Consider the following 18441-nt stretch of genomic DNA (forward strand, 5'->3'; position numbering starts at 1 on the left):
CACGGTCATCAGTTGAGGGAGACAAGGGCATGAGCGAATCCTACTTCGAAGACTTGAACGATTCATTTCCGATCAACAGTCAGGTGCGCTGTGGCCAGGCGGCGGTACGGCTGGGCTTTGCCAACATGACTCTGGACGATTCCGAACAGCTGCAGCCGGCACATTTGCAGCGCAGCAAGAAGGGCCGCTTCACGCCGCGCCTGCCCGCTAAAAAGTAACCGTTCATTCCACACCCACTGGGGCTGCCTATGCAGCCCCAGTTGCATATGGGGTGCACAAAACCGCCCAACGGGAGGTTTTCCAACGGTTTGTTGACCCTGCGCAGGTTTTTTGCGGGTCGCGCTCGCGGCGCGTTGGCAACTGTGCTCTCCTTGCGCGGCATTCGATCAAATGGAGCAGTGACGCCGATGCGAATCAGGGAAGAAACCTACTGGCAGTGGGCTGATGCACACTTGCATAGCCGCTGCCACGATGAAGAACTCAGCGATGGCACCAGCATAGATGTGCAGGTGCGGCTGTCGCGGCTGGGCGCCACCCAGCTGTTTCTGGGGATCTACGCACGAGGGGGCGGGGCGCTGCTCGAGGAGTACTACCCAACTCGCCCAGGCGAAACCATGACCCGCGCGCTGGTATGGGGCGTCAACCGGGCACGCGCACTGGCCACGGGTGCATTGCCGCTGCCCAGCACATTGCCGCAAAGGCGCCAGGCATGAAAAAGCCCGGCCTTTTGGGCCGGGCTGATGTGCTGTGCGAAAGGCCGGGTCAGTTCAAGGTTTCGATCACCTTCACTGCCTGATGCTCACGGGCGTCGGGCCATTCCTGTTGCAGGGTTTGCAGCACGCGGCCTACAAAACCGGTGTCGGCGGCTGCTTTCTTGCCGACGTAGCCTTGGCCGCGGCGGTACACCTTGAAGCGGGCGCGCATGCTCGGCATGTGCGATTCGAACTCGTCCTCGACCGTGTTAGGCGGCAGGCGGTCCAGACGGACTTCGCCAGACTGGCTAACCCACAGCAGGTGGTCGTCGAGGCTGTCCTTGCGTGCAGCGAACAGCTCAGCCAATTGGTCGATGGTTGGTTTGTCGTTCAAGTTCATCATAAAGCCCCCATTACGCTCATTTGTTGGTGAAGTTCGAAGGTGAAGTTCACATTGGCGCCACCTATGTAGCGCACTACCAAGGCTGCTACAGCAGCATTGCAACAGGGGCTTTCACACGCTGCCTTCTGGGCAGATTCCCTCTCCACGAACGGCCTGCGTTACCGCGCAAGCCGTCTGGAACACCCTTGCCACTGCTCCCGATCAGGGAGACGGCCTCATCATGCACAAGCTGTGGGAAAGGCGTCAATGGTTTTGTAGTGAATATTTTTAGTCACTACATCTTGTCGGACAATCCATCAGTGCCTATCAGACCAAACCGTTGTCGCCGTGCTCGAGATAGCCTGGGCGTTCGCGCAGACGGGCGTGATAAGCCTCAAGCGCCGGCAGGTGCGGGCGCTCTGTCAGCGTGCGCCGCCAGCGGTTGAGCGACAGCCCGATCACCACATCGGCAAGGCTGAAATCGGCACCGGCAACGTAGGCACCGGTGGCCTGCAGGCGGCTTTCCAGCAGCTCCATCCTGGCGTTCCACAACGCGCAGCCGGCAGCCAGCAGTTTGGGGTCCTGATGGGCCGGTGACTGGCGCGCCAGAGACATGAACGGGTAGCGCCAGGCGTCGTTGAGGTCGGTGGCCTGCCAGTCCAGCCACTGGTCCACGGCTGCGCGGGCGCGAGGGGCGGCCGGGTACAAGTGCGCGCCGCCGTGCTGGTTGGCCAGGTAGCGCAGGATGGTGTTGGACTCCCACAGCACGAAATCGCCATCGACGATGACTGGCACCATGGCGTTTGGGTTCAAGGCCAGGAAGGCAGGCGTGTCTGTGGGCTGAAAGCCGCTACCCCAGTCCTCGCGTTCGTAGCCCAGGCCTAGTTCGCTGCACGCCCACAACACCTTGCGCACGTTGATCGACGAGGCCTTGCCGAGAATCTTCAACATCTTCATTGCTCCATGCTGGACAGAATGCGATAGGCGGCGCGTACGCGTGCCTCGTTGGGGTAATTGCGGTTCGCCAGGATGACGATGCCTACCTGCCGGGCTGGCACAAATGCGACATAGGCGCCAAAGCCATTGGTGGCGCCGGTCTTGTTGTACCAGGCGGCAGGCTCTGCGGGCAGCGCCGGGGTGATGGGGCGAGTGGCCTGGGGTTCCCGGATCATTGCTGCGCTGTTGCCGACAAGCAAGGTCTCCAGGCTGACCGGGTAGGGGTAGCGCTCCCAGCCCAGGCCTTGAGTCATGGCGCCCACTTCGAAATAACCGCCTTGGGTGATGGCAATTGCCTGGCGCACGGCGGCATCGCGCGGGGCGGGCTGCAGTTGCAACTGCACGAAGTGCAACAGGTCGCTGGCGCTGGTCTTGATGCCGTAGGCTTGCTCGGCGTAAGGGCCTGGCCCCACGCGCACGGGCTTGTTATCGGCGTCATAGCCCTGGGCATACAGCCCGCGGTCGTTTGCCGGTACTTCCAGCCAGGTGTGCTGCAGGCCTAGGCGCGGCAGCACATTCTCTGTCATCACCTGAGCGAAAGGTTGTTGCTGGGCACGGGCAGCCAGATCGCCAAACAGCCCCAGGCTCGGGTTGGAATAGCAACGCTGGCTACCGCGCTCGCTACGTCGCTGCCAGTGTTGGAAAAAGGCCAATGTCTGCTCTGGCGTCTGCACCGTATCGGGGAACTGCAAGGGCAGGCAGTCGCCGCTGTACGCGCCAAGCTCACGCACCGTGGCACTGCCAATGGCGCTGCCGGCCAGGGCTGGCTGGTATTGGCTGGCGGGGGCATCGAGGTCCAGCTTGCCTTCGACGCTGGCCATGGCAACAAGGGTGGCGGTGAAGATCTTGCTCACCGAACCCACCTCGAACAGCGTATCGCGGGTCACCGCGACCTTGTCGCGCTTGCTGGCCCAGCCGTAGTTGAAATAGTGGGCCTGGCCGTTGTCGTAGATCGCAACTGCCATGCCGGCAATGCCATGTTCGCGCATCAGCGGCTCAATGGCCGCATCGACCTCGCTTTGCAGGTCGGCGGCCAGCAGCGGCGGGGCAGCCAGCACTGCGGCAAGGGCTAGCAGCATGGCGTTGGGGCGGGGCATGGGCAGTGGTCCTTGTGTCAGCGGCAGGGCAGTTGCCGACCATAGCGCCGGTATCGGCCCCAAACAAGGCCGCGATGGCTCTCCCGTGGCGTATTCAAGGCGTGTAGCATTCGCCCCCGCCCCCCTTCAACGGACTGAAACCCACCCATGAACGACTACCCGTTGCACAGCTACCTGGCCATGTTGGCCGACCGCGACCTGTTCGGCAGCCTGGCGCTGTTCAACCTGGCGGTGTTGATTGCCGGCCTTTACGGGCCGCTGCGCCGGGCGCGGGCGTACCGCGTGCTGTGCGTGCTGGCCATGTTGTGCATGCCGGTGTTGCATGCCGCGGGCACCTATTACCTCAACCAGCGGGTGGCCTGATGACAGCGTTGGCATTGCGGGCCAAGGCGTGTTTCGTACGTATGCCGTGGTTGGCTCGGGCGGCTGGCCATGTGCTGGCGTGCATTGCCTACCCACTGCTGTGGGGCCTGGCCTGGGATATCTACACCGGCATCTACGGTGTGCCACGGCGCACCGGCTATGCCTTGGGCATGACCCTGCATTTTTTGCTCAACCTCTTCGTGGTGCTTAACCTGGCGCTGATTTTCGTCAGTAACCTCAAGGCGCGCCTGGTCGCCACTGTGCTGATGACCGCGCTGGTGCTCGTCTGGCTGTTGCCTGACCACCCTCTGCGCGGCACGCTGACCGCAGGGCTCAATGGTGGCCTGATGTTGCTCGCCGTTGCACTGGATATCGCCTACCGCGCCATGTTGCGCCCCAGGGAGCCGCGATGACCCTCCGCCGTAAACTGATCCTCTGGTTGCAAGCCGTTGCGGTTTTGCATCTGCTGGGTGGCCTGCTGCTGACCTGGGCCGGCAATACCGGCCTGCTCAGCGGTTACCTGCTGTCGCTTGAGCTGGCGTTCTGGGGCCAGGCGGCGCCGGCAGCGGGCCACAGCCAGCAAGTCTGGTGGGTGGCACTGTTTGGGGCCACGCTGCAAAGCTACGCGTTGTACATGCTGGCGCTGGTCCGGCTGGCCGACCGCTACCGCAGCAGCGCCGCCTGGGGCTGGCTGATGGCTGGCCTGTTGCTGTGGGCGCCACAGGACATCGTGGTGTCGTTGCAGGTGGGCATGTGGTCGCACCTGCTGGTCGACAGCCTGGCACTGCTGGCCTTGCTGCCACCGCTTTACTGGTTGCGCCGCCATGACCGTGTCGCCTGAGCCAAAGGATGTGATCGTGCCGATGAGCAAGCCCTTGATGTACCTGCTGGCCGGTAACGGCAGTGCCGCCGATTGGTGGGACGACGCGTTGGTGCATTTTCACACGTACCGGGTGCAGCCGTTGGAGCTGCCGGGGTTCGGCGATAACCCGCAGCCGCCTTGTGATGACCTGGGGGGCTACGCCGATGCGCTACTGGCGCTGACCGAGCCTGGGCAGGCGATCATGGCCGTGGGGGTCGGCGGGCTGATCGTGCTGCACGCCCTGCAACGGCGCCCTGGGCACTTCGCGCGCAGTGTGCTGCTGGCGCCAGTGGGGGCGTTTTTGTGGCAGCGCAGGCTGCCGGCACTGATGTCGCCGCGGCCTTTGCGTACGGCCATTCATTGGTTGGTGAGCCACTATCCAGAGCGGTTTGCCCATAAGTTTTCACGTCTGCGCTGGACCCCTGGGCAATACCTGCGCATGGGGCGCGGTTATGCGCGGTGCCGTGCGTTTGTGCCGTCCTGGGAGCAGTTGCGAGCGGACAACGCGCTGACCCTGCTTGAGTGGGTGACAGACCCGGTCGAGTTGGTCTGGGGAGACCAGGACAGGCTGCTGGGCATTGCCCAGGCTGCGGCGTGGTCGGCAATCCTTGCGCGGGCAGACCTGCGGGTAAGCTTGCAACCTGGCTGGGGGCATTATCCGTGGATCGATGCACCCGCAACCTTTGCCGCTTGGCTGGACTCGGCTGAGGCCGGCTTCGTCGCCCACACCAAGGGCGGGCGGCTGCGTCTGGCGCAGCTTGCCGGGCAGCCGGTGCCGCAGGCGCTGACCTTGGAAGACCCTGCCGACCCCCGTTTGAGCGCGTTGCTTGCAGCCACGCCCGGCGTCACTTGGGCGGTGCGCTCATCGAGCTACGGCGAGGATCAAGCCGATGCCGCCAATGCAGGCCTTAGCACCACCTACCTGCGTGTGCCCGCCGTTGAAGTGGCGCCACGGGTCGCCGACCTGCGTGGCATGGGCGTCGAAGAAGTCGTGGTGCAGCGCTTTATCAACCCGCAGGTCTCCGGCATTGCCTTCGTGCGCCACTTGGCCGTTGAGCTGGAATGGGTCGAAGGCCACCTTGAGGCGCTTGCTGATGGCCGTGCTTCACCGCAGCGCGCGGTCCTTTCACGCCTTGGCAGCGCATGGCAGAGCGGGCGCTTTGCAACGCTGCAGGGTTTGAGCGCAGAGCGGCTGTGGGGCTTCCTGCAAGGTGTGCTCAAGGTGTTTCATTACGTGCCCGGCGATGTCGAGTGGGCGTGGGATGGCCAACAGCTGTGGCTGCTGCAATACCGCCCGATCAGCGAACACGGCTGGCGTCGCCACCTGACGGCGGCCAATATCGGCGAAATTCTGCCGCCGCAACCCAGCCGTTTCGTCGAATATGCCCAGCGCCGCGCTGCCGCCAGTATTCCCGCGGTGATGGCGCGTTGGGACAGCCGTGTCTTGCAGGACAATGAACCCTTCACGGCGCTGTATGACGGCGCCTCCTACATCAACAACGATCTGTTCCTGGCCCGTCTGGCTGACTGGGGCATCGCCTCGGCCAGCTATGCCGGTGAGGTGGGCGGTGCCGCGCCGCATCTGCCTTGGCGCCCGTTGCGCCTGCTCGGGGCTGCGCCGCGCTTGCTGCGCATGCAGCACAAGGCGCGTGCGCACCTGCAAACGCTCGCGCCTGGCTTGCAGCGTTTCGACCAGGAGCTGGCACAACTGTGCAAGGACGGCGCCGATGGCCAGCAGTTGGCTGATTGGTTCTGCCGCTTCTACGTGTTCGTGGTACAGGGCAACCTGTGCATCGCTACTGCGCTTGCCAGCAGCGGCGGGGCGTTGCTTGGGCGACCGCCAACCGCTTATGACAATGTGCATCAGCAGCCCCACCGCCTGCCGTGGGAGACCGACCCGGCCACGCCACGCCCGGTGACTGCAGAACTGCCACTGCAAGCGCTGCCGGCGTGGCCGCGCCGGGCGAGGCTTGCCCATCGCCTGGGCCTGCCGGGCATGCGCGGCTACTACTTGCAGGTGCGTGAGTGGTACCGCGACAACCTCATGCGCATCTTCATGCGCCTGCACCACGCCATGCCCCAGGCCGACCGAGGGTACTGGTTCGGCCCGCATCCGCAGGCGCGCAGCCGCACCGGCAGTTTCTGGCAGGACGGGCGCGACGGCGCCGAGCAGGCCAGCGGCTTCATGATCTACCCGGGCCAGGTGCAAGGCGTTCTGGGCCAGGACATCCTGCTTGAGGATGCCCTTGATCCGGGCCGGCATGCCGACTACCAGGCCGCTCGGGCGGTGATCGCGCGCATGGGCGGGCGTTTGTCCCATGGCTCCACGCTGCTGCGCGAGTTGCGCAAGCCCTCGGCGGTGCTGCCACAGGTTGACGCCAGTTGGGTTGGGCGTGAAGTGCTGTACCGCGACGGTGAACTGCATTTGCTGGGCGATCAGTGATTACGCCTTGTGCCCGGCCCCCAGGCCTCGGCACACTGGCGCTCCCTCGCGAAGGAGCACGGCATGGCACTTGCGAAAGCTGATTTCACCACGCGCTTGCTGCAGGACGCGCAGATCGGCCCAGGCATGCGTGTGCTTGATGTCGGCTGTGGCAGTGGTGATGTCAGTTGGTTGCTGGCACGCCTGGTGGGGCTTGATGGCGCTGTGGTCGGTATCGACCAGGCTGAATCCGCGCTGCATCAGGCGCGGCAGCGGCAGACGCCCAAGGGCGCCAGGCCGCCTGAGTTCATCGCCTGCGACCTGCATGCGCTGCCAGCCAGCCTTGGGCTGTTCGACGCCATCGTCGGGCGCCGGGTGCTGATGTATCAGGCGGAGCCGGTGAAGGCTGTGCGCGGTTTGGCCAAGTACCTGCTGCCCGGTGGGGTGATGGTCTTCCAGGAACATGACAGCACCCTCACGCCGGCCAGCCTTGCACCGTTCCCGCTGCACCGCAAAGCGCAAAAATGGCTGCAGGGCATGCTGGCCAAAGAGGGCGCCGACCTGCATATCGGCTTCAACCTTCAGCCTGTTTTTGCCGATGCCGGGCTGGACATCGAAGACCTGCGCGCCGAGGCGCTGGTGCAAACCCCCGAAATTGCCTACGCCTTGGCTGACATCGTCCGGGCATGCCTGCCGCGCATCATCGCCCATGGTGTGGCGACGGCGCGGCAAGTATCGATTGATACCCTGCAGGTGCGCCTCGATGCGGAGCGTCGTCAGTCCAAGGCTATCTACATCGGTGACATGGCCTTTGGGGTGGTTGCGCGCAAACGCTGAAATCATTAGTGCGGGCAGTGCACGAATGATCTGCAGCAGCCCTGATTGTTCGCTTTGGTGCAGCAGCCTAGGCTGAGCCCACTGATCGAACGTTGAGGAAACCACCATGGCAAAGCGAATCGTGCTGCAGCAAACCGGCGGCGTTGAAGTGTTGCAGTTGCAGGACACCCCCGTTCAGCAGCCCGGCCCCGGCGAAGTCTGGCTGGAACAGAGAGCTATCGGTGTCAACCCGTTGGACGTCCTGCAGCGCAAGGGCGGTGCGGCATTGCCCTTGCCTTGCGGGCTGGGCCTTGAAGGGGCAGGCCGGGTAAGCGCAGTAGGCGCTGGCGTGACAAGCGTGCAGGCCGGTGATCGGGTGGGTTACGCCACCGGGCCTGTGGGTGGCTACGCCAGTGGCCGGCTGTTCCCGGCCGAGCGCCTGGTGAAGCTGCCCGATGGGGTGAGCGACGAGCAGGCAGCGGCGGTGTTGTTCAAGGGCATTACTGCGCAATACCTGCTGACCAGCACCTACCCGGTCGGGCCCGGTACGCGGGTGTTGATCTACGGCGCGGCCGGTGCGCTGGGGCAGTTGATGGTGCCGTGGGCCAAGCACCTTGGGGCAAGCGTGATCGGTGTGGTATCGCGCCCGCAAAGCGTTGCCCGCGCCCAGGCCGCCGGTTGCGACCATGTGCTGGTGTTCGACGCGGTGACCTTGGCCGCGCAAGTCCGCGAGCTGACTGCGGGGCAGGGTGTGGACGTGGTTTACGACAGCGTTGGCCGAGTCTCGCTGGAAGCGTCCCTCGACAGCCTGCGCCCGCGCGGCTTGCTGGTGTCCTTCGGGGGCACCTCGGGCGCACCCGCCGCCATCGAGATGGCGACCCTCAACGCCAAGGGCTCGTTGTTTGTCACCCGGCCCTCCCTGGCCGCCCATACCCGCACGCCCGAGGAATACCAGGCCCGTGCAAGCGAGGTGCTGGCAGCGCTGGGCGCAGGTATCATCCAGGCGCGCATCTGGCGTAGCTACCCGTTGACCGACGCTGCCCGGGCCCATGAGGACCTGGAGCAGGGGCGAACCGAAGGCGCGCTGATTCTCACCCCCTGAGCCACACGAGCCTTGCCATGGACCCCTTCGACAGCCGCCGGGCCGACGAAATCGCTACGTTGCTGGCCCTGCACGAGCAGGGCTCGTTCGCCGCTGCCGGCCGCCAGCTGGAGCGGCATCCTTCGGTGCTGTCGCGCCGTTTGGGTACGCTGGAACAGCGTTTGGGTATTCGCCTGGTCGAGCGCACTACCCGGCAGTTGCGCTTTACCGATGAGGGGGAGCGCCTGGTTGAGCGGCTGCGCCTTGCCAGCAGGCTGATTGATGAGGCCGAGCAGGAGGCCGCCGAGGGCGCGGCCCAGGTGCGCGGCCGTTTGCGCCTGGCATTGCCGGCCGCCATGGGCCGACGTTGGCTGAGCGGCGTGATTGCCGACTTCGTGCTGGCCTATCCGCAGGTCACGGTGGAGGCGGAATATGCCGACCGCTTCGTGGACCTGGTTGGCGAAGGCTTCGATGCCGCCATCCGCATCGGTGAGCTAGCGGACAACCGCCTGGTGGCCAGCAAGCTCTGTGATCACCGGCGCATCCTCTGCGCAGCACCGGGTTATCTGGCCAAGCACGGAGTACCGCAGCAGCCGGCTGATTTGAGTGCGCACAATTGTTTGGGTTTCAGTGGCTTACGCTCGTTTCCTGAATGGCGGCTCACCAGTGAAGGGCGGCAGTTCAGCGTCAAGGTGGCCGGTAACTTGCGTGGTAACGATAACGAGGCATTGCTTGAGGCCGCACGGCGTGGGGTAGGGATTCTGGCCGGCGGTGACTGGCTGATGGTCGAGGATATGCAGGCGGGGTTGCTTCAGCGGGTGCTGCCGGGCTGGCAACTGGACGTCGCGGCGGGCATTTACCTGGTTCGGCCATCAGCGCGGCTGAACACGGCAGCCTTGCAGGCATTCAAGGCGTGGCTGGAAGGGGTTTTCAAGGACGGCGCACCCTGGCGGCGCGCCCCTGCTGAAGTTGTTGATAAACTTTAGGTTGTGACTCTAAAGTCTTGATTCTCTTTGATTATTTCTTTGCTACCGCGTGCTGAGCGCATTGTTCGTAGTACGTTTGCTTGATCGCCGCTGGCTTGAGCCGCGATCGGCTGTTGTAGGTCTGTTCGGTAATGCCGAAGGCGGTCATGCGCATCCATGGTTTGCTGAATTTGCGCGCCTGAAGTTTCTTGCGGGTGGCGTACAACGTAACCCCGGAAAGCTTGGCCTGTTGCGCCTCGGCGGCAATCTGCGCGCCCCAGCCGCACACCTGCCGTTCGTTCTGGCTCAAGGCCCGGGCCTGGGCGCTGAAGGCGGTTGCGGCCAGCAGGCAGCCGGCGACAGTTGCTAGAAATACCCGCATGTTGCTGTCCTAAGCGTCTGAAGGAAAACGGAGTTTGCCCTGTGTTGCGGTAGCAGGGGGCCAGCACTTTGAAGTCCCCAAGCGGCTGCGCATTAAATACACAGGCGCATATGTGATCGTACAACCGCATGCGCTATCATTACGCCGTCTATCACTACTAAACGTACAGGGCATGACAGAGCAGCAGGTACAGCCACGCACCCGGCGCAAGCCGCGCAGTCTGGCGCAGGAACTGGTCACGGTGCTGACCGAGCGCATTCGCAGTGGCCAGCTCAAGCGCGGCGACAAGCTTCCCACCGAATCGCAGATCATGGTCGAGGAAGGCGTCAGCCGCACTGTGGTGCGTGAGGCCATCTCGCGCCTGCAGGCCGCAGGCCAGGTCGAGACACGCCACGGCATCGGCACCTTCGTGCTCGATACGCCCAGCAGCGGCGGTTTCCGTATCGACCCCGCGACCATCGTCACCCTGCGCGAGGTGCTCTCGGTGCTGGAGCTGCGCATCGCCCTGGAAATCGAATCAGCCGGCCTTGCGGCATTGCGCCGTAGCGATGAAGAACTGGCAGGCATGCGCGCTGCGCTCGATGAGCTCAATGAAGGGGCGGCGCACGCCTCTGATGCAGTGTCGGCGGACTTCCAGTTCCACCTGCGCATCGCCCAGGCCAGTGGCAACCACTACTTTGCCGACATCATCCATCACCTGGGCACCAGCATCATCCCGCGTACCCGGTTGAATTCGGCGCGTCTGGCCCATGATGACCAGGCCCATTACATGGGCCGCTTGGTGCACGAACACGAAGCGATCTTCGAGGCGATTGCCCGGCGTGATACCGAGGGGGCGAAAATGGCCATGCGCCTGCACCTGAGCAACAGCCGTGAGCGTTTGCGTCAGGCCCATGAAGAGGCTGAAGCGCAGGGGGGCTGAAACCCTGCGATGGCGTTGATTTGTGGCTGCTGCGCAGCCCATCGCGGCACAGGGCCGCCCCTGCAGGGATCCATTCTGTAAGGCTGGCCTTAAAACGCGAAAAGGGCCGCAAAGCGGCCCTTGTCGATCCAAAGCGAGCGATCAGATCGCCGCATCACTCCACTTGCCATTGACCAGTCGACGCAGCCCAAGCGGGTTGGTGTCACGCAGCGCTTCTGGCAGCAGGGCCTGTGGGTAGTTCTGGTAGCACACCGGGCGCAGGAAGCGGTCGATGGCCAGGGTGCCGACCGAGGTGCCACGGGCATCGGAAGTGGCGGGGTATGGGCCGCCGTGGACCATGGCATCGCACACTTCAACGCCAGTCGGGTAGCCGTTGACCAGAATACGGCCCACTTTTTCTTCCAGCAGCGGCACCAGCCAGGCAAAGGCCTCGAAGTCCTCGGCTTCACCGATCAGCGTGGCGGTCAGCTGGCCACGCAGGCCTTGCAGGGCAGCGCGCAGTTGCGCGTTGTCCGCCACTTCGACTGCGACCGTGGTCGGGCCAAACACTTCTTCCTGCAGCAGCGGGTCAGCGTTTACCAGCAGGCTGGCATCAGCCTTGAACAGCTGGGCGCGTGCCTGGCTGCCTTCCTGTGGCTGGCCTGCCAGGTGCTCGATGCCGGCATGGGCATGCAGGTGTTCAAGCCCACCCACGTAGCTGCGCAGGCCGCCGGCATTGAGCATGGTCTGACCGGCTTGCTGGTCCAGGTGCTGGCCCAGCTCACCCAGCAGCTGGGTGAAGGCGGGGGACTGCAGGCCAATGACCATGCCTGGGTTGGTGCAGAACTGACCAGCGCCCATGCACACCGAACCTGCCAGTTCACGGGCGATTGCCTCGCCACGCTTGGCCAGTGCGCCAGGCAGCACGATCACCGGGTTGATGCTGGACATCTCGGCGAATACCGGGATCGGTTGCGGGCGCTCGGCGGCCATGCGGCACAGGGCGTCACCGCCTTTGAGCGAACCGGTGAAGCCCACTGCCTGAATGGCCGGGTGCTTGACCAGCCATTCGCCGACCCCGCCACCGAACACCATGTTGAACACGCCCTTGGGCATGCCGGTGCGTTCGGCGGCGCGGACGATGGCGCAACCGACCAGGTCGGCGGTGGCCATGTGGCCGCTGTGGGCCTTGAACACCACCGGGCAGCCGGCAGCCAGGGCGGCTGCGGTGTCACCGCCTGCGGTCGAGAACGCCAGCGGGAAGTTGCTGGCGCCGAACACGGCCACCGGGCCTACGCCAATGCGCATCTGACGCAGGTCTACGCGTGGCAGCGGCTGGCGCTCTGGCAGGGCCAGGTCGATGCGTGCACCGAGGTAGTCGCCACGGCGCAGCACTTGGGCGAACAGGCGCATCTGGCCGCTGGTGCGGCCACGTTCGCCCTGGATACGGGCAGCCGGCAGCGCGGTTTCGCGGCAGACGATGGCCACGAAGCTGTCGTCCAGCTCGTCCAGTTCGGCGGCGATGGCTTCGAGGAATTCAGCGCGGCGCGCAGGCGCCAGTTGGCGGAACTCGACAAAGGCCGCGGCGGCGGCCTGGGCGGCCTGGTCTACTTCGCTTTCCAGGGCCTGGGCGAAGCTGTAGGGCAGGGCTTCGCCGGTGGTGGCGTCCAGGCTTTGCAGGCGTTGCTGGCCGGCGGCGCTGCGCTGACCATTGATGAAGTTGTGGCCGAGAATCTCAGGCATGGTGTGCTCCTGTAGTAGCTGAAGGAAGAATGCTATTGGGGCAGGTTCGCTTGACCGTTATGGGGGCGGGCCCCACAACGGTCGCGACACACTGGGAAATCGGGCAGGCGCCGGGCATCAGGTGATCGGCGCCGGGTTGAACAGGGTGATGTCGTTGTGCAATGCGTGTTTTTCGGCCCAGGTCTGTTTGCGGCCGCTGGCCACGTCCAGGTAGTAATGGAACAGTTCCCAGCCTAGCTCCTCGATGCTCGAACGGCCGCTGGCGATGCGCCCGGCGTCGATATCGATGAGGTCCGGCCAGCGCTGTGCAAGCTCGGTGCGGGTGCAGACTTTCACCACCGGCGCCATGGCCAGGCCATAGGGGGTGCCGCGGCCAGTGGTGAACACATGCAGGTTCATGCCGGCAGCCAGTTGCAGGGTGCCGCAGACAAAGTCGCTGGCCGGGGTTGCGCAGAAGATCAGCCCCTTGCGCGAAACGCGCTCGCCAGGGCCGACCACGCCTTGAATGGCACCGCTGCCGGATTTGACGATCGAACCCAGCGATTTTTCGACGATGTTCGACAGCCCGCCCTTTTTGTTGCCAGGCGTGGTGTTGGCGCTGCGGTCGGCTGCGCCCTGTTGCAGGTAGCGGTCGTACCAGTCCATCTCGCGCACCAGCGCTTCGGCCACTTCCGGCGTTTCGGCGCGAGAGGTGAGCATGTAGATGGCGTCGCGCACCTCGGTCACTTCCGAGAACAGCACCGTGGCGCCGGCGCGCACCAGCAGGTCGGCGGCGTAGCCCAGTGCCGGGTTGGCGGTGATGCCGCTGAAGGCGTCACTGCCGCCGCATTGCATGCCCAGGATCAGCTCGCTGGCCGGAACGGTCTCGCGGCGGCGCTGGTTCAGCTTTTTCAGGCGGGTTTCGGCCAGTTGCATGATCTGCTCGATCATCTCGACGAAGCCCAGCGATGCGTCCTGCAGGCGGTATAGCCACGGCTCGCTGAGGTCTACCGATGGGTCGCCTTCGTGCATCACCTGGCCGGCCTGGAGTTTTTCGCAGCCCAGGCTGATGACCAGGGCTTCGCCGCCCAGGTTCGGGTTGCGCGCCAGGTTGCGCACGGTACGGATCGGGATGTAGGCGTCGCGGGCGTTGATTGCCACACCGCAGCCGTAGCTGTGGGTGAGGGCGACCACGTCGTCGACGTTGGGGTATTTGGGCAGCAGTTCGCTGCGGATGCGCTTGACGGCGTGGTCCAGCACGCCGGTCACGCACTGCACGGTGGTGGTGATGCCAAGGATGTTGCGGGTGCCGACAGTGCCGTCGGCGTTGCGGTAGCCCTCGAAGGTAAAGCCTTCGAGCGCTGGCAGCGGCGCGGGGACGGCATCGCAGCGTGGCAGGCTGTCGAGCTCGGGCGCTGCCGGCATGTCCAGTTGATCTTCCTTGACCCAACTGCCTTGCAGCAGGCGCTCACGGGCGTAGCCGATGATCTGGCCGTAGCGGCGCACCGGGGCGCCTTGTTCGATGTCGACGGTGGCGACCTTGTGGCTTTGTGGCACGCCTTCAACCAGGGTCAGGCCGTCGGCGAAACGGGCGCCTTCGCCCAGACCACCGTCGTTGACCACCACCACGACGTTGTCGTCATCGTGCAGGCGGACGTAGCGGGGCGACTCGGAATGTTCGATCAACTGCATGGTCAGGCCCTTCTTGTCATTTCTTTCAGGCTTTTATACGGCCACCGGCGCCGTATGACGGGCGCCGGGGTATTTCAGTTACGGACGGGAGCCGGCAAGTTCTGCCTTGGGTGCTGCTGCATCCTTGGGCACGTCCTTGAGCTCGATGCGCTTGATCGGGCCGACAATCACCAGGTAGCTGAACACCGCCACCAGTGCGTTGGCGCCGACATACACCAGGGCCCACTTGAACGAGCCGGTGGCGTTGATGATGTAGCCGATCACGATAGGCGTGGTGATCGAGGCGATGTTGCCGAAGGTGTTGAACAAACCACCTGACAGGCCGGCGATCTGCTTGGGCGAGGTGTCTGCAACCACGGCCCAGCCCAGTGCACCGATGCCTTTGCCGAAGAAGGCCAGGGTCATGAAGCCCACCACCATCCATTCAGCGTCGACATAGTTGCAGAACACCATGGTGGTGGACAGCAACAGGCCGCAGACGATCGGCAGCTTGCGCGAGAAGGTCAGCGAGTTGCCGCGGCGCAGCAGCCAGTCGGACAGCACGCCACCGAGCACACCACCGATGAAGCCGCAGATGGCCGGCAAGGAGGCGATGATGCCGGCCTTGAGGATGGTCATGCCGCGCTCCTGCACCAGGTACACCGGGAACCAGGTCAGGAAGAAGTAGGTGATGGCGTTGATGCAGTACTGGCCCAGGTAGACGCCCAGCAGCATGCGGCTGGTCAGCAGTTGCTTGATGTAGCCCCATTTCGGGCCATCGTTGCCACGTTTCTGATCCATGTCGACCAGGCCGCCATTCTGCTCGATGTGCTCAAGCTCTGCGGGGCTGATGCGCGGGTGCTGACGAGGGTTGTAGATAGTCTTGAGCCAGACACCGGAGAACAGGATGCCAAGCACGCCCATGACCACGAACACGTGCTCCCAGCCGAAGGTGAACACGATCCAGCCCATGATCGGAGCAAACAGGGCGGTGGCGAAGTACTGCGCCGAGTTGAAAATCGCCGAGGCAGTGCCGCGTTCCTGGGTCGGGAACCAGGCCGCGACGATGCGCGCGTTACCGGGGAACGATGGCGCTTCGGCGAAACCGACCAGGAAACGCAGGGTGAACAGGGTTACCACTGCCCAGGCGATCGGCAGGCCGCCGACGAAACCTTGCAGCAGGGTGAACAGCGACCAAGTGAAAATACTGAAGGCGTAGACGTTTTTCGAGCCGAAACGGTCGAGCAGCCAACCGCCAGGAATCTGACCCGCCACGTAGGCCCAGCCGAACGCCGAGAAGATGTAGCCGAGGGTGATGGCGTCAATGCCAAGGTCTTTTTGCAGGCTGGAGCCGGCAATGGCAATGGTGGCGCGGTCTGCATAGTTGATGGTGGTCACCAGGAACAGCATCAACAGGATCAGGTAGCGCACATGCGTCTTTTTCGCTTGCATGCTGGTAACTCCCACTAGTTATTTTTTTTGCGGGCTTTCGAATTGTATGTCGCACCAGGGCAGGGTGCGGGAACCGCCTCAAGGCCCATCACAGGCAGGTGCCAGCCCCCACATCATCCGTGGAGAGCCAGCCCTGGCTACGATGGACCGCTTAGCGGGTCCGGAGCATCACAGGCCTTGCGGGCCCATCTTGTCCATCAGCGCTGCGAGCATCTCGTACTCTTGTGCGGTCAGGTCGGTCAGCGGGGTACGCACGGGGCCTGCATCGTAACCGGCGAGCTTGGCGCCAGCCTTGACGATGCTCACCGCGTAGCCAGCTTTGCGGTTACGGATTTCCAGGTAGGGCAGGAAGAAATCGTCGATCAGCTTGCCAACGGTTTCGTGATCTTCGCGGGCGATGGCGTGGTAGAAGTCCATCGCGGTCTTCGGTACGAAGTTGAACACGGCCGAGGAGTAAACCGGCACACCCAAGGCTTTGTAGGCCGCAGCATACACTTCTGCGGTCGGCAGGCCGCCCAGGTAGCTGAAACGGTCGCCCAGGCGACGGCGGATCGAAACCATCAGCTCGATATCGCCCAGGCCGTCCTTGTAGCCGATCAGGTTCGGGCAGCGCTCGGCGAGTTGCTCCAGCAGGTCGGCATTCAGGCGGCAGACGTTACGGTTGTAGACCACTACGCCGATGTTGACCGACTTGCACACGGCCTCAACGTGGGCGGCAACGCCGTCCTGGCTGGCTTCGGTCAGGTAGTGCGGCAGCAGCAGCAGGCCCTTGGCGCCCAGGCGCTCGGCTTCTTGAGCGTATTCGATGGCCTGGCGGGTGGAGCCACCAACGCCGGCCAGAATCGGTACCGATGTTGCGCAGGTGTCGACCGCAGTCTTGATCACCTGGCTGTACTCGCTGGCGGCCAGGGAGAAGAACTCACCGGTACCGCCGGCGGCGAACAGCGCGCTGGCGCCGTAAGGGGCGAGCCATTCCAGACGCTTGATGTAGCCCGCCTGGTGGAAGTCGCCCTGGGCATTGAAGTCGGTGACCGGGAAAGACAGCAGGCCGTGGGAGAGGATGGATTTCAGTTCTTGTGGATTCATTGTTGTTAGCATCCTGTGGCGCTTGGGGTGAAGGTTGTTGTTCTGCGTTGGAGGTAAGTTATCGTACAACCTAGCGGATGACTAGTCCCCATCAGCATTTTTTTCCCTTTTCCACCTTGTGACCGGTATTTCAACGTGGCAGCGGGCTTGCCCCGCGGTAGTGCCAGCCCAGGCACAGAGCGGCCACAGCCCATCGCAACGACTCATCAAGTGAGTCATCGTATCTCTTCAAAAAAAGAAAAAAGATCGCGGGGACAGGCACACGCCCGCCGCCCGCTTCCACGGAAGGTGATCTGGGACCAGCAGAGGGTGACCGGGAAGCAGGGGCGACCTTGCGCCGCCCCGCGATCAAAACCTGACGAAGCTTCGGCTGATCAGGCCGCGTGGTGGCGCTTGACCTGGGCCTTGCGCACCTGGGCCCGGCAAGCGTCGCCGAAGGCCTGGAAAATCTTGATCGAGTCGGGGTTCTTCGCTGCCTGCCACTCCGGGTGCCACTGCACCGCGAACAGGAAGGGCGAAATGCTCGGGCCATGAATGGCTTCAACCAGGCCGTCTTCGGCGTGGGCGATAGGCTCAAGGCCAGCGCCCAGGTTGCGCAGGCCCTGGCCGTGCAGCGAGTTGACGCGGATCTGGTCGGTGCCGAGCACGTCTTGCAGCCAGCTGCCCGGCTGGATGTTCACCGCATGCACTTGGGCATACTGCACATCGACCGGGTCTTCGGGGTTTTCGCGGTGGTCATTGAAACCCGGCTCGGCGTAGACCTTCTGGTAAATGTCACCGCCCAGCGCCACGTTGATTTCCTGCATGCCGCGGCACACGCCGAAAATGGGCAGGCCACGCTTGAGGGCGGCCTTGACCAGCGGGATATCGAACAAGTCGCGCTGTGGGTCCTGGCCTTTGCCCGGCGTTTGGTTTTCCTGGCCGTAGAGGGCCGGGTCGATGTTGCTGCCCGCGCCGGTGAGGTAAACGCCGTCGGCCATGTCCAGGTACGACTCAAGGTCGTCGATGCCGCAGCAGGTGGGCACCAGCACCGGCACGCACTCGGAAAACTCGACCAGCGGGGTGATGTATTTGTGGGTCATGACCTGATAGTCATGGCCTTTGCGCTCCTGGCTGCCCATGGTCATCAATACGACGGGTTTGCGCAGGGCGGGTTGTTTATTGCCAATGTTGCTGTTGGACATATGTCACCTTGGGACAGGTCGTGCCTGTCGTTGTTGTGCAGGCGCAGAGCCGGAGCCAGCGATGCAGCCTGTGGCCCCGAGCACTGCCGGTTCGCTGTTGCAGCGATACCGGTCGGGGCCTGAGATGTAGCTTGCCAGAGCCGTTCGATATGTCAAACGAGTGGCATGGCCTTAAGGGGAGGGTTTTCGGGGGGTGTAGGTGTTCGGCGCCTTGATCGGCAAGGGTTTGGCAGGGGATTGGGTCAATAATATTTAACGATGCAGTTGGGTCTTTGCGTGGCTGCAATGTCCAGCGTGTCTGTCCACCCGAAAATGCGCTCGAGTGCAGTGTTGAGGCGGCCTCATCGCGGGGCAAGCCCGCTCCCAC

At 63.9% G+C, this 18441-nt stretch carries 19 protein-coding genes; 10 read left to right on the top strand and 9 right to left on the bottom strand.

The features are described 5' to 3' along the window. The first annotated feature begins 29 nt into the window (after nucleotides 1-29). Together HU720_RS00355 and HU720_RS00360 are read left to right on the top strand one after the other, a co-directional pair. Nucleotides 30-218 (top strand): hypothetical protein, encoded by a 189-nt coding sequence (locus tag HU720_RS00355; protein WP_186516261.1) that lies wholly within the window; start codon nucleotides 30-32, stop codon nucleotides 216-218. 189 nt (nucleotides 219-407) lie between these two features. Further along, complete coding sequence (locus HU720_RS00360) at nucleotides 408-713, top strand: hypothetical protein (RefSeq protein ID WP_186516262.1); 306 nt, start codon at nucleotides 408-410, stop codon at nucleotides 711-713. A 49-nt stretch (nucleotides 714-762) separates the two neighbouring features. On the opposite strand, the gene HU720_RS00365 is transcribed toward HU720_RS00360, so the two are convergent. The 3 genes from HU720_RS00365 to ampC all read right to left on the bottom strand — a co-directional run bounded on the left by HU720_RS00365 (nucleotide 763) and on the right by ampC (nucleotide 3149). Beyond that, on the bottom strand, nucleotides 763-1095 hold the full coding sequence (locus HU720_RS00365) for a hypothetical protein (RefSeq protein WP_186516264.1): 333 nt from the start codon (nucleotides 1093-1095) through the stop codon (nucleotides 763-765). A 306-nt stretch (nucleotides 1096-1401) separates the two neighbouring features. Then, complete coding sequence (locus HU720_RS00370) at nucleotides 1402-2025, bottom strand: glutathione S-transferase (RefSeq protein WP_186516266.1); 624 nt, start codon at nucleotides 2023-2025, stop codon at nucleotides 1402-1404. Between the two features lie 2 nt (nucleotides 2026-2027). Continuing rightward, nucleotides 2028-3149 carry a class C beta-lactamase gene (gene ampC / locus HU720_RS00375; protein WP_225917171.1) on the bottom strand — a complete coding sequence of 374 codons (1122 nt, stop codon included), beginning with the start codon at nucleotides 3147-3149 and terminating at the stop codon, nucleotides 2028-2030. 165 nt (nucleotides 3150-3314) lie between these two features. On the opposite strand from ampC, the gene HU720_RS00380 reads away from it, so the two are divergent. The 7 genes from HU720_RS00380 (at nucleotide 3315) to HU720_RS00410 (ending at nucleotide 9697) form a co-directional block, all read left to right on the top strand. Then, the gene (locus tag HU720_RS00380; protein ID WP_186516270.1) at nucleotides 3315-3530 is read left to right on the top strand and encodes a hypothetical protein; all 216 of its coding nucleotides are present in this window, start codon (nucleotides 3315-3317) and stop codon (nucleotides 3528-3530) included. Beyond that, nucleotides 3530-3943 (top strand): hypothetical protein, encoded by a 414-nt coding sequence (locus HU720_RS00385; RefSeq protein ID WP_186516273.1) that lies wholly within the window; start codon nucleotides 3530-3532, stop codon nucleotides 3941-3943. The genes HU720_RS00380 and HU720_RS00385 overlap by 1 nt, the downstream gene beginning before the upstream one ends. Next, on the top strand, nucleotides 3940-4371 hold the full coding sequence (locus HU720_RS00390) for a cell division protein (protein ID WP_186516274.1): 432 nt from the start codon (nucleotides 3940-3942) through the stop codon (nucleotides 4369-4371). The genes HU720_RS00385 and HU720_RS00390 overlap by 4 nt, the downstream gene beginning before the upstream one ends. Before the next feature lie 22 nt (nucleotides 4372-4393). Continuing rightward, on the top strand, nucleotides 4394-6835 hold the full coding sequence (locus HU720_RS00395) for an alpha/beta hydrolase (RefSeq protein ID WP_186516440.1): 2442 nt from the start codon (nucleotides 4394-4396) through the stop codon (nucleotides 6833-6835). Nucleotides 6836-6898: 63 nt separating this feature from the next. Beyond that, nucleotides 6899-7651 carry a methyltransferase domain-containing protein gene (locus tag HU720_RS00400; protein WP_186516275.1) on the top strand — a complete coding sequence of 251 codons (753 nt, stop codon included), beginning with the start codon at nucleotides 6899-6901 and terminating at the stop codon, nucleotides 7649-7651. A 106-nt stretch (nucleotides 7652-7757) separates the two neighbouring features. Then, nucleotides 7758-8732, top strand: coding sequence for a quinone oxidoreductase (locus HU720_RS00405; RefSeq protein WP_186516277.1), 975 nt, complete (start codon nucleotides 7758-7760; stop codon nucleotides 8730-8732). A gap of 17 nt (nucleotides 8733-8749) precedes the next feature. Continuing rightward, nucleotides 8750-9697, top strand: coding sequence for a LysR family transcriptional regulator (locus tag HU720_RS00410; protein ID WP_186516279.1), 948 nt, complete (start codon nucleotides 8750-8752; stop codon nucleotides 9695-9697). A 31-nt stretch (nucleotides 9698-9728) separates the two neighbouring features. Here the strand turns inward: HU720_RS00410 and HU720_RS00415 are convergent, their stop codons facing one another. Beyond that, on the bottom strand, nucleotides 9729-10058 hold the full coding sequence (locus HU720_RS00415) for a hypothetical protein (protein WP_186516282.1): 330 nt from the start codon (nucleotides 10056-10058) through the stop codon (nucleotides 9729-9731). Between the two features lie 172 nt (nucleotides 10059-10230). Between HU720_RS00415 and HU720_RS00420 the strand changes: the two genes are divergently transcribed. Next, the gene (locus tag HU720_RS00420; protein WP_186516285.1) at nucleotides 10231-10980 is read left to right on the top strand and encodes a FadR/GntR family transcriptional regulator; all 750 of its coding nucleotides are present in this window, start codon (nucleotides 10231-10233) and stop codon (nucleotides 10978-10980) included. A 141-nt stretch (nucleotides 10981-11121) separates the two neighbouring features. Here HU720_RS00420 and HU720_RS00425 read toward each other — a convergent pair whose 3' ends face one another. The 5 genes from HU720_RS00425 to HU720_RS00445 all read right to left on the bottom strand — a co-directional run bounded on the left by HU720_RS00425 (nucleotide 11122) and on the right by HU720_RS00445 (nucleotide 18074). Then, the gene (locus tag HU720_RS00425) at nucleotides 11122-12702 is read right to left on the bottom strand and encodes an aldehyde dehydrogenase (NADP(+)) (RefSeq protein WP_186516288.1); all 1581 of its coding nucleotides are present in this window, start codon (nucleotides 12700-12702) and stop codon (nucleotides 11122-11124) included. Nucleotides 12703-12819: 117 nt separating this feature from the next. After that, on the bottom strand, nucleotides 12820-14373 hold the full coding sequence (gene garD / locus HU720_RS00430; protein ID WP_186516291.1) for a galactarate dehydratase: 1554 nt from the start codon (nucleotides 14371-14373) through the stop codon (nucleotides 12820-12822). Between the two features lie 78 nt (nucleotides 14374-14451). Next, nucleotides 14452-15804, bottom strand: coding sequence for an MFS transporter (locus HU720_RS00435; protein ID WP_186516293.1), 1353 nt, complete (start codon nucleotides 15802-15804; stop codon nucleotides 14452-14454). Between the two features lie 168 nt (nucleotides 15805-15972). Next, the gene (gene kdgD, locus HU720_RS00440) at nucleotides 15973-16890 is read right to left on the bottom strand and encodes a 5-dehydro-4-deoxyglucarate dehydratase (protein WP_186516296.1); all 918 of its coding nucleotides are present in this window, start codon (nucleotides 16888-16890) and stop codon (nucleotides 15973-15975) included. Between the two features lie 374 nt (nucleotides 16891-17264). Continuing rightward, on the bottom strand, nucleotides 17265-18074 hold the full coding sequence (locus tag HU720_RS00445; RefSeq protein ID WP_186516299.1) for a type 1 glutamine amidotransferase: 810 nt from the start codon (nucleotides 18072-18074) through the stop codon (nucleotides 17265-17267). Between the last annotated feature and the right edge of the window lie 367 nt (nucleotides 18075-18441).

The organism is Pseudomonas sp. SWRI51 (assembly GCF_014268825.1).
GTDB classification, from domain to species: Bacteria; Pseudomonadota; Gammaproteobacteria; order Pseudomonadales; family Pseudomonadaceae; genus Aquipseudomonas; species Aquipseudomonas farsensis.

Coding starts and splice junctions, on each gene's coding strand:
- HU720_RS00360 (WP_186516262.1), top strand. CDS start 408: ATGCGAATCAGGGAAGAAACCTACTGGCAGTGGGCTGATGCACACTTG.
- HU720_RS00415 (WP_186516282.1), bottom strand. CDS start 10,058: ATGCGGGTATTTCTAGCAACTGTCGCCGGCTGCCTGCTGGCCGCAACC.
- kdgD (WP_186516296.1), bottom strand. CDS start 16,890: ATGAATCCACAAGAACTGAAATCCATCCTCTCCCACGGCCTGCTGTCT.
- HU720_RS00365 (WP_186516264.1), bottom strand. CDS start 1,095: ATGATGAACTTGAACGACAAACCAACCATCGACCAATTGGCTGAGCTG.
- HU720_RS00405 (WP_186516277.1), top strand. CDS start 7,758: ATGGCAAAGCGAATCGTGCTGCAGCAAACCGGCGGCGTTGAAGTGTTG.
- ampC (WP_225917171.1), bottom strand. CDS start 3,149: ATGCTGCTAGCCCTTGCCGCAGTGCTGGCTGCCCCGCCGCTGCTGGCC.
- HU720_RS00395 (WP_186516440.1), top strand. CDS start 4,394: ATGAGCAAGCCCTTGATGTACCTGCTGGCCGGTAACGGCAGTGCCGCC.
- HU720_RS00380 (WP_186516270.1), top strand. CDS start 3,315: ATGAACGACTACCCGTTGCACAGCTACCTGGCCATGTTGGCCGACCGC.
- HU720_RS00370 (WP_186516266.1), bottom strand. CDS start 2,025: ATGTTGAAGATTCTCGGCAAGGCCTCGTCGATCAACGTGCGCAAGGTG.
- HU720_RS00420 (WP_186516285.1), top strand. CDS start 10,231: ATGACAGAGCAGCAGGTACAGCCACGCACCCGGCGCAAGCCGCGCAGT.
- garD (WP_186516291.1), bottom strand. CDS start 14,373: ATGCAGTTGATCGAACATTCCGAGTCGCCCCGCTACGTCCGCCTGCAC.
- HU720_RS00445 (WP_186516299.1), bottom strand. CDS start 18,074: ATGTCCAACAGCAACATTGGCAATAAACAACCCGCCCTGCGCAAACCC.
- HU720_RS00410 (WP_186516279.1), top strand. CDS start 8,750: ATGGACCCCTTCGACAGCCGCCGGGCCGACGAAATCGCTACGTTGCTG.
- HU720_RS00435 (WP_186516293.1), bottom strand. CDS start 15,804: ATGCAAGCGAAAAAGACGCATGTGCGCTACCTGATCCTGTTGATGCTG.
- HU720_RS00355 (WP_186516261.1), top strand. CDS start 30: ATGAGCGAATCCTACTTCGAAGACTTGAACGATTCATTTCCGATCAAC.
- HU720_RS00390 (WP_186516274.1), top strand. CDS start 3,940: ATGACCCTCCGCCGTAAACTGATCCTCTGGTTGCAAGCCGTTGCGGTT.
- HU720_RS00385 (WP_186516273.1), top strand. CDS start 3,530: ATGACAGCGTTGGCATTGCGGGCCAAGGCGTGTTTCGTACGTATGCCG.
- HU720_RS00425 (WP_186516288.1), bottom strand. CDS start 12,702: ATGCCTGAGATTCTCGGCCACAACTTCATCAATGGTCAGCGCAGCGCC.
- HU720_RS00400 (WP_186516275.1), top strand. CDS start 6,899: ATGGCACTTGCGAAAGCTGATTTCACCACGCGCTTGCTGCAGGACGCG.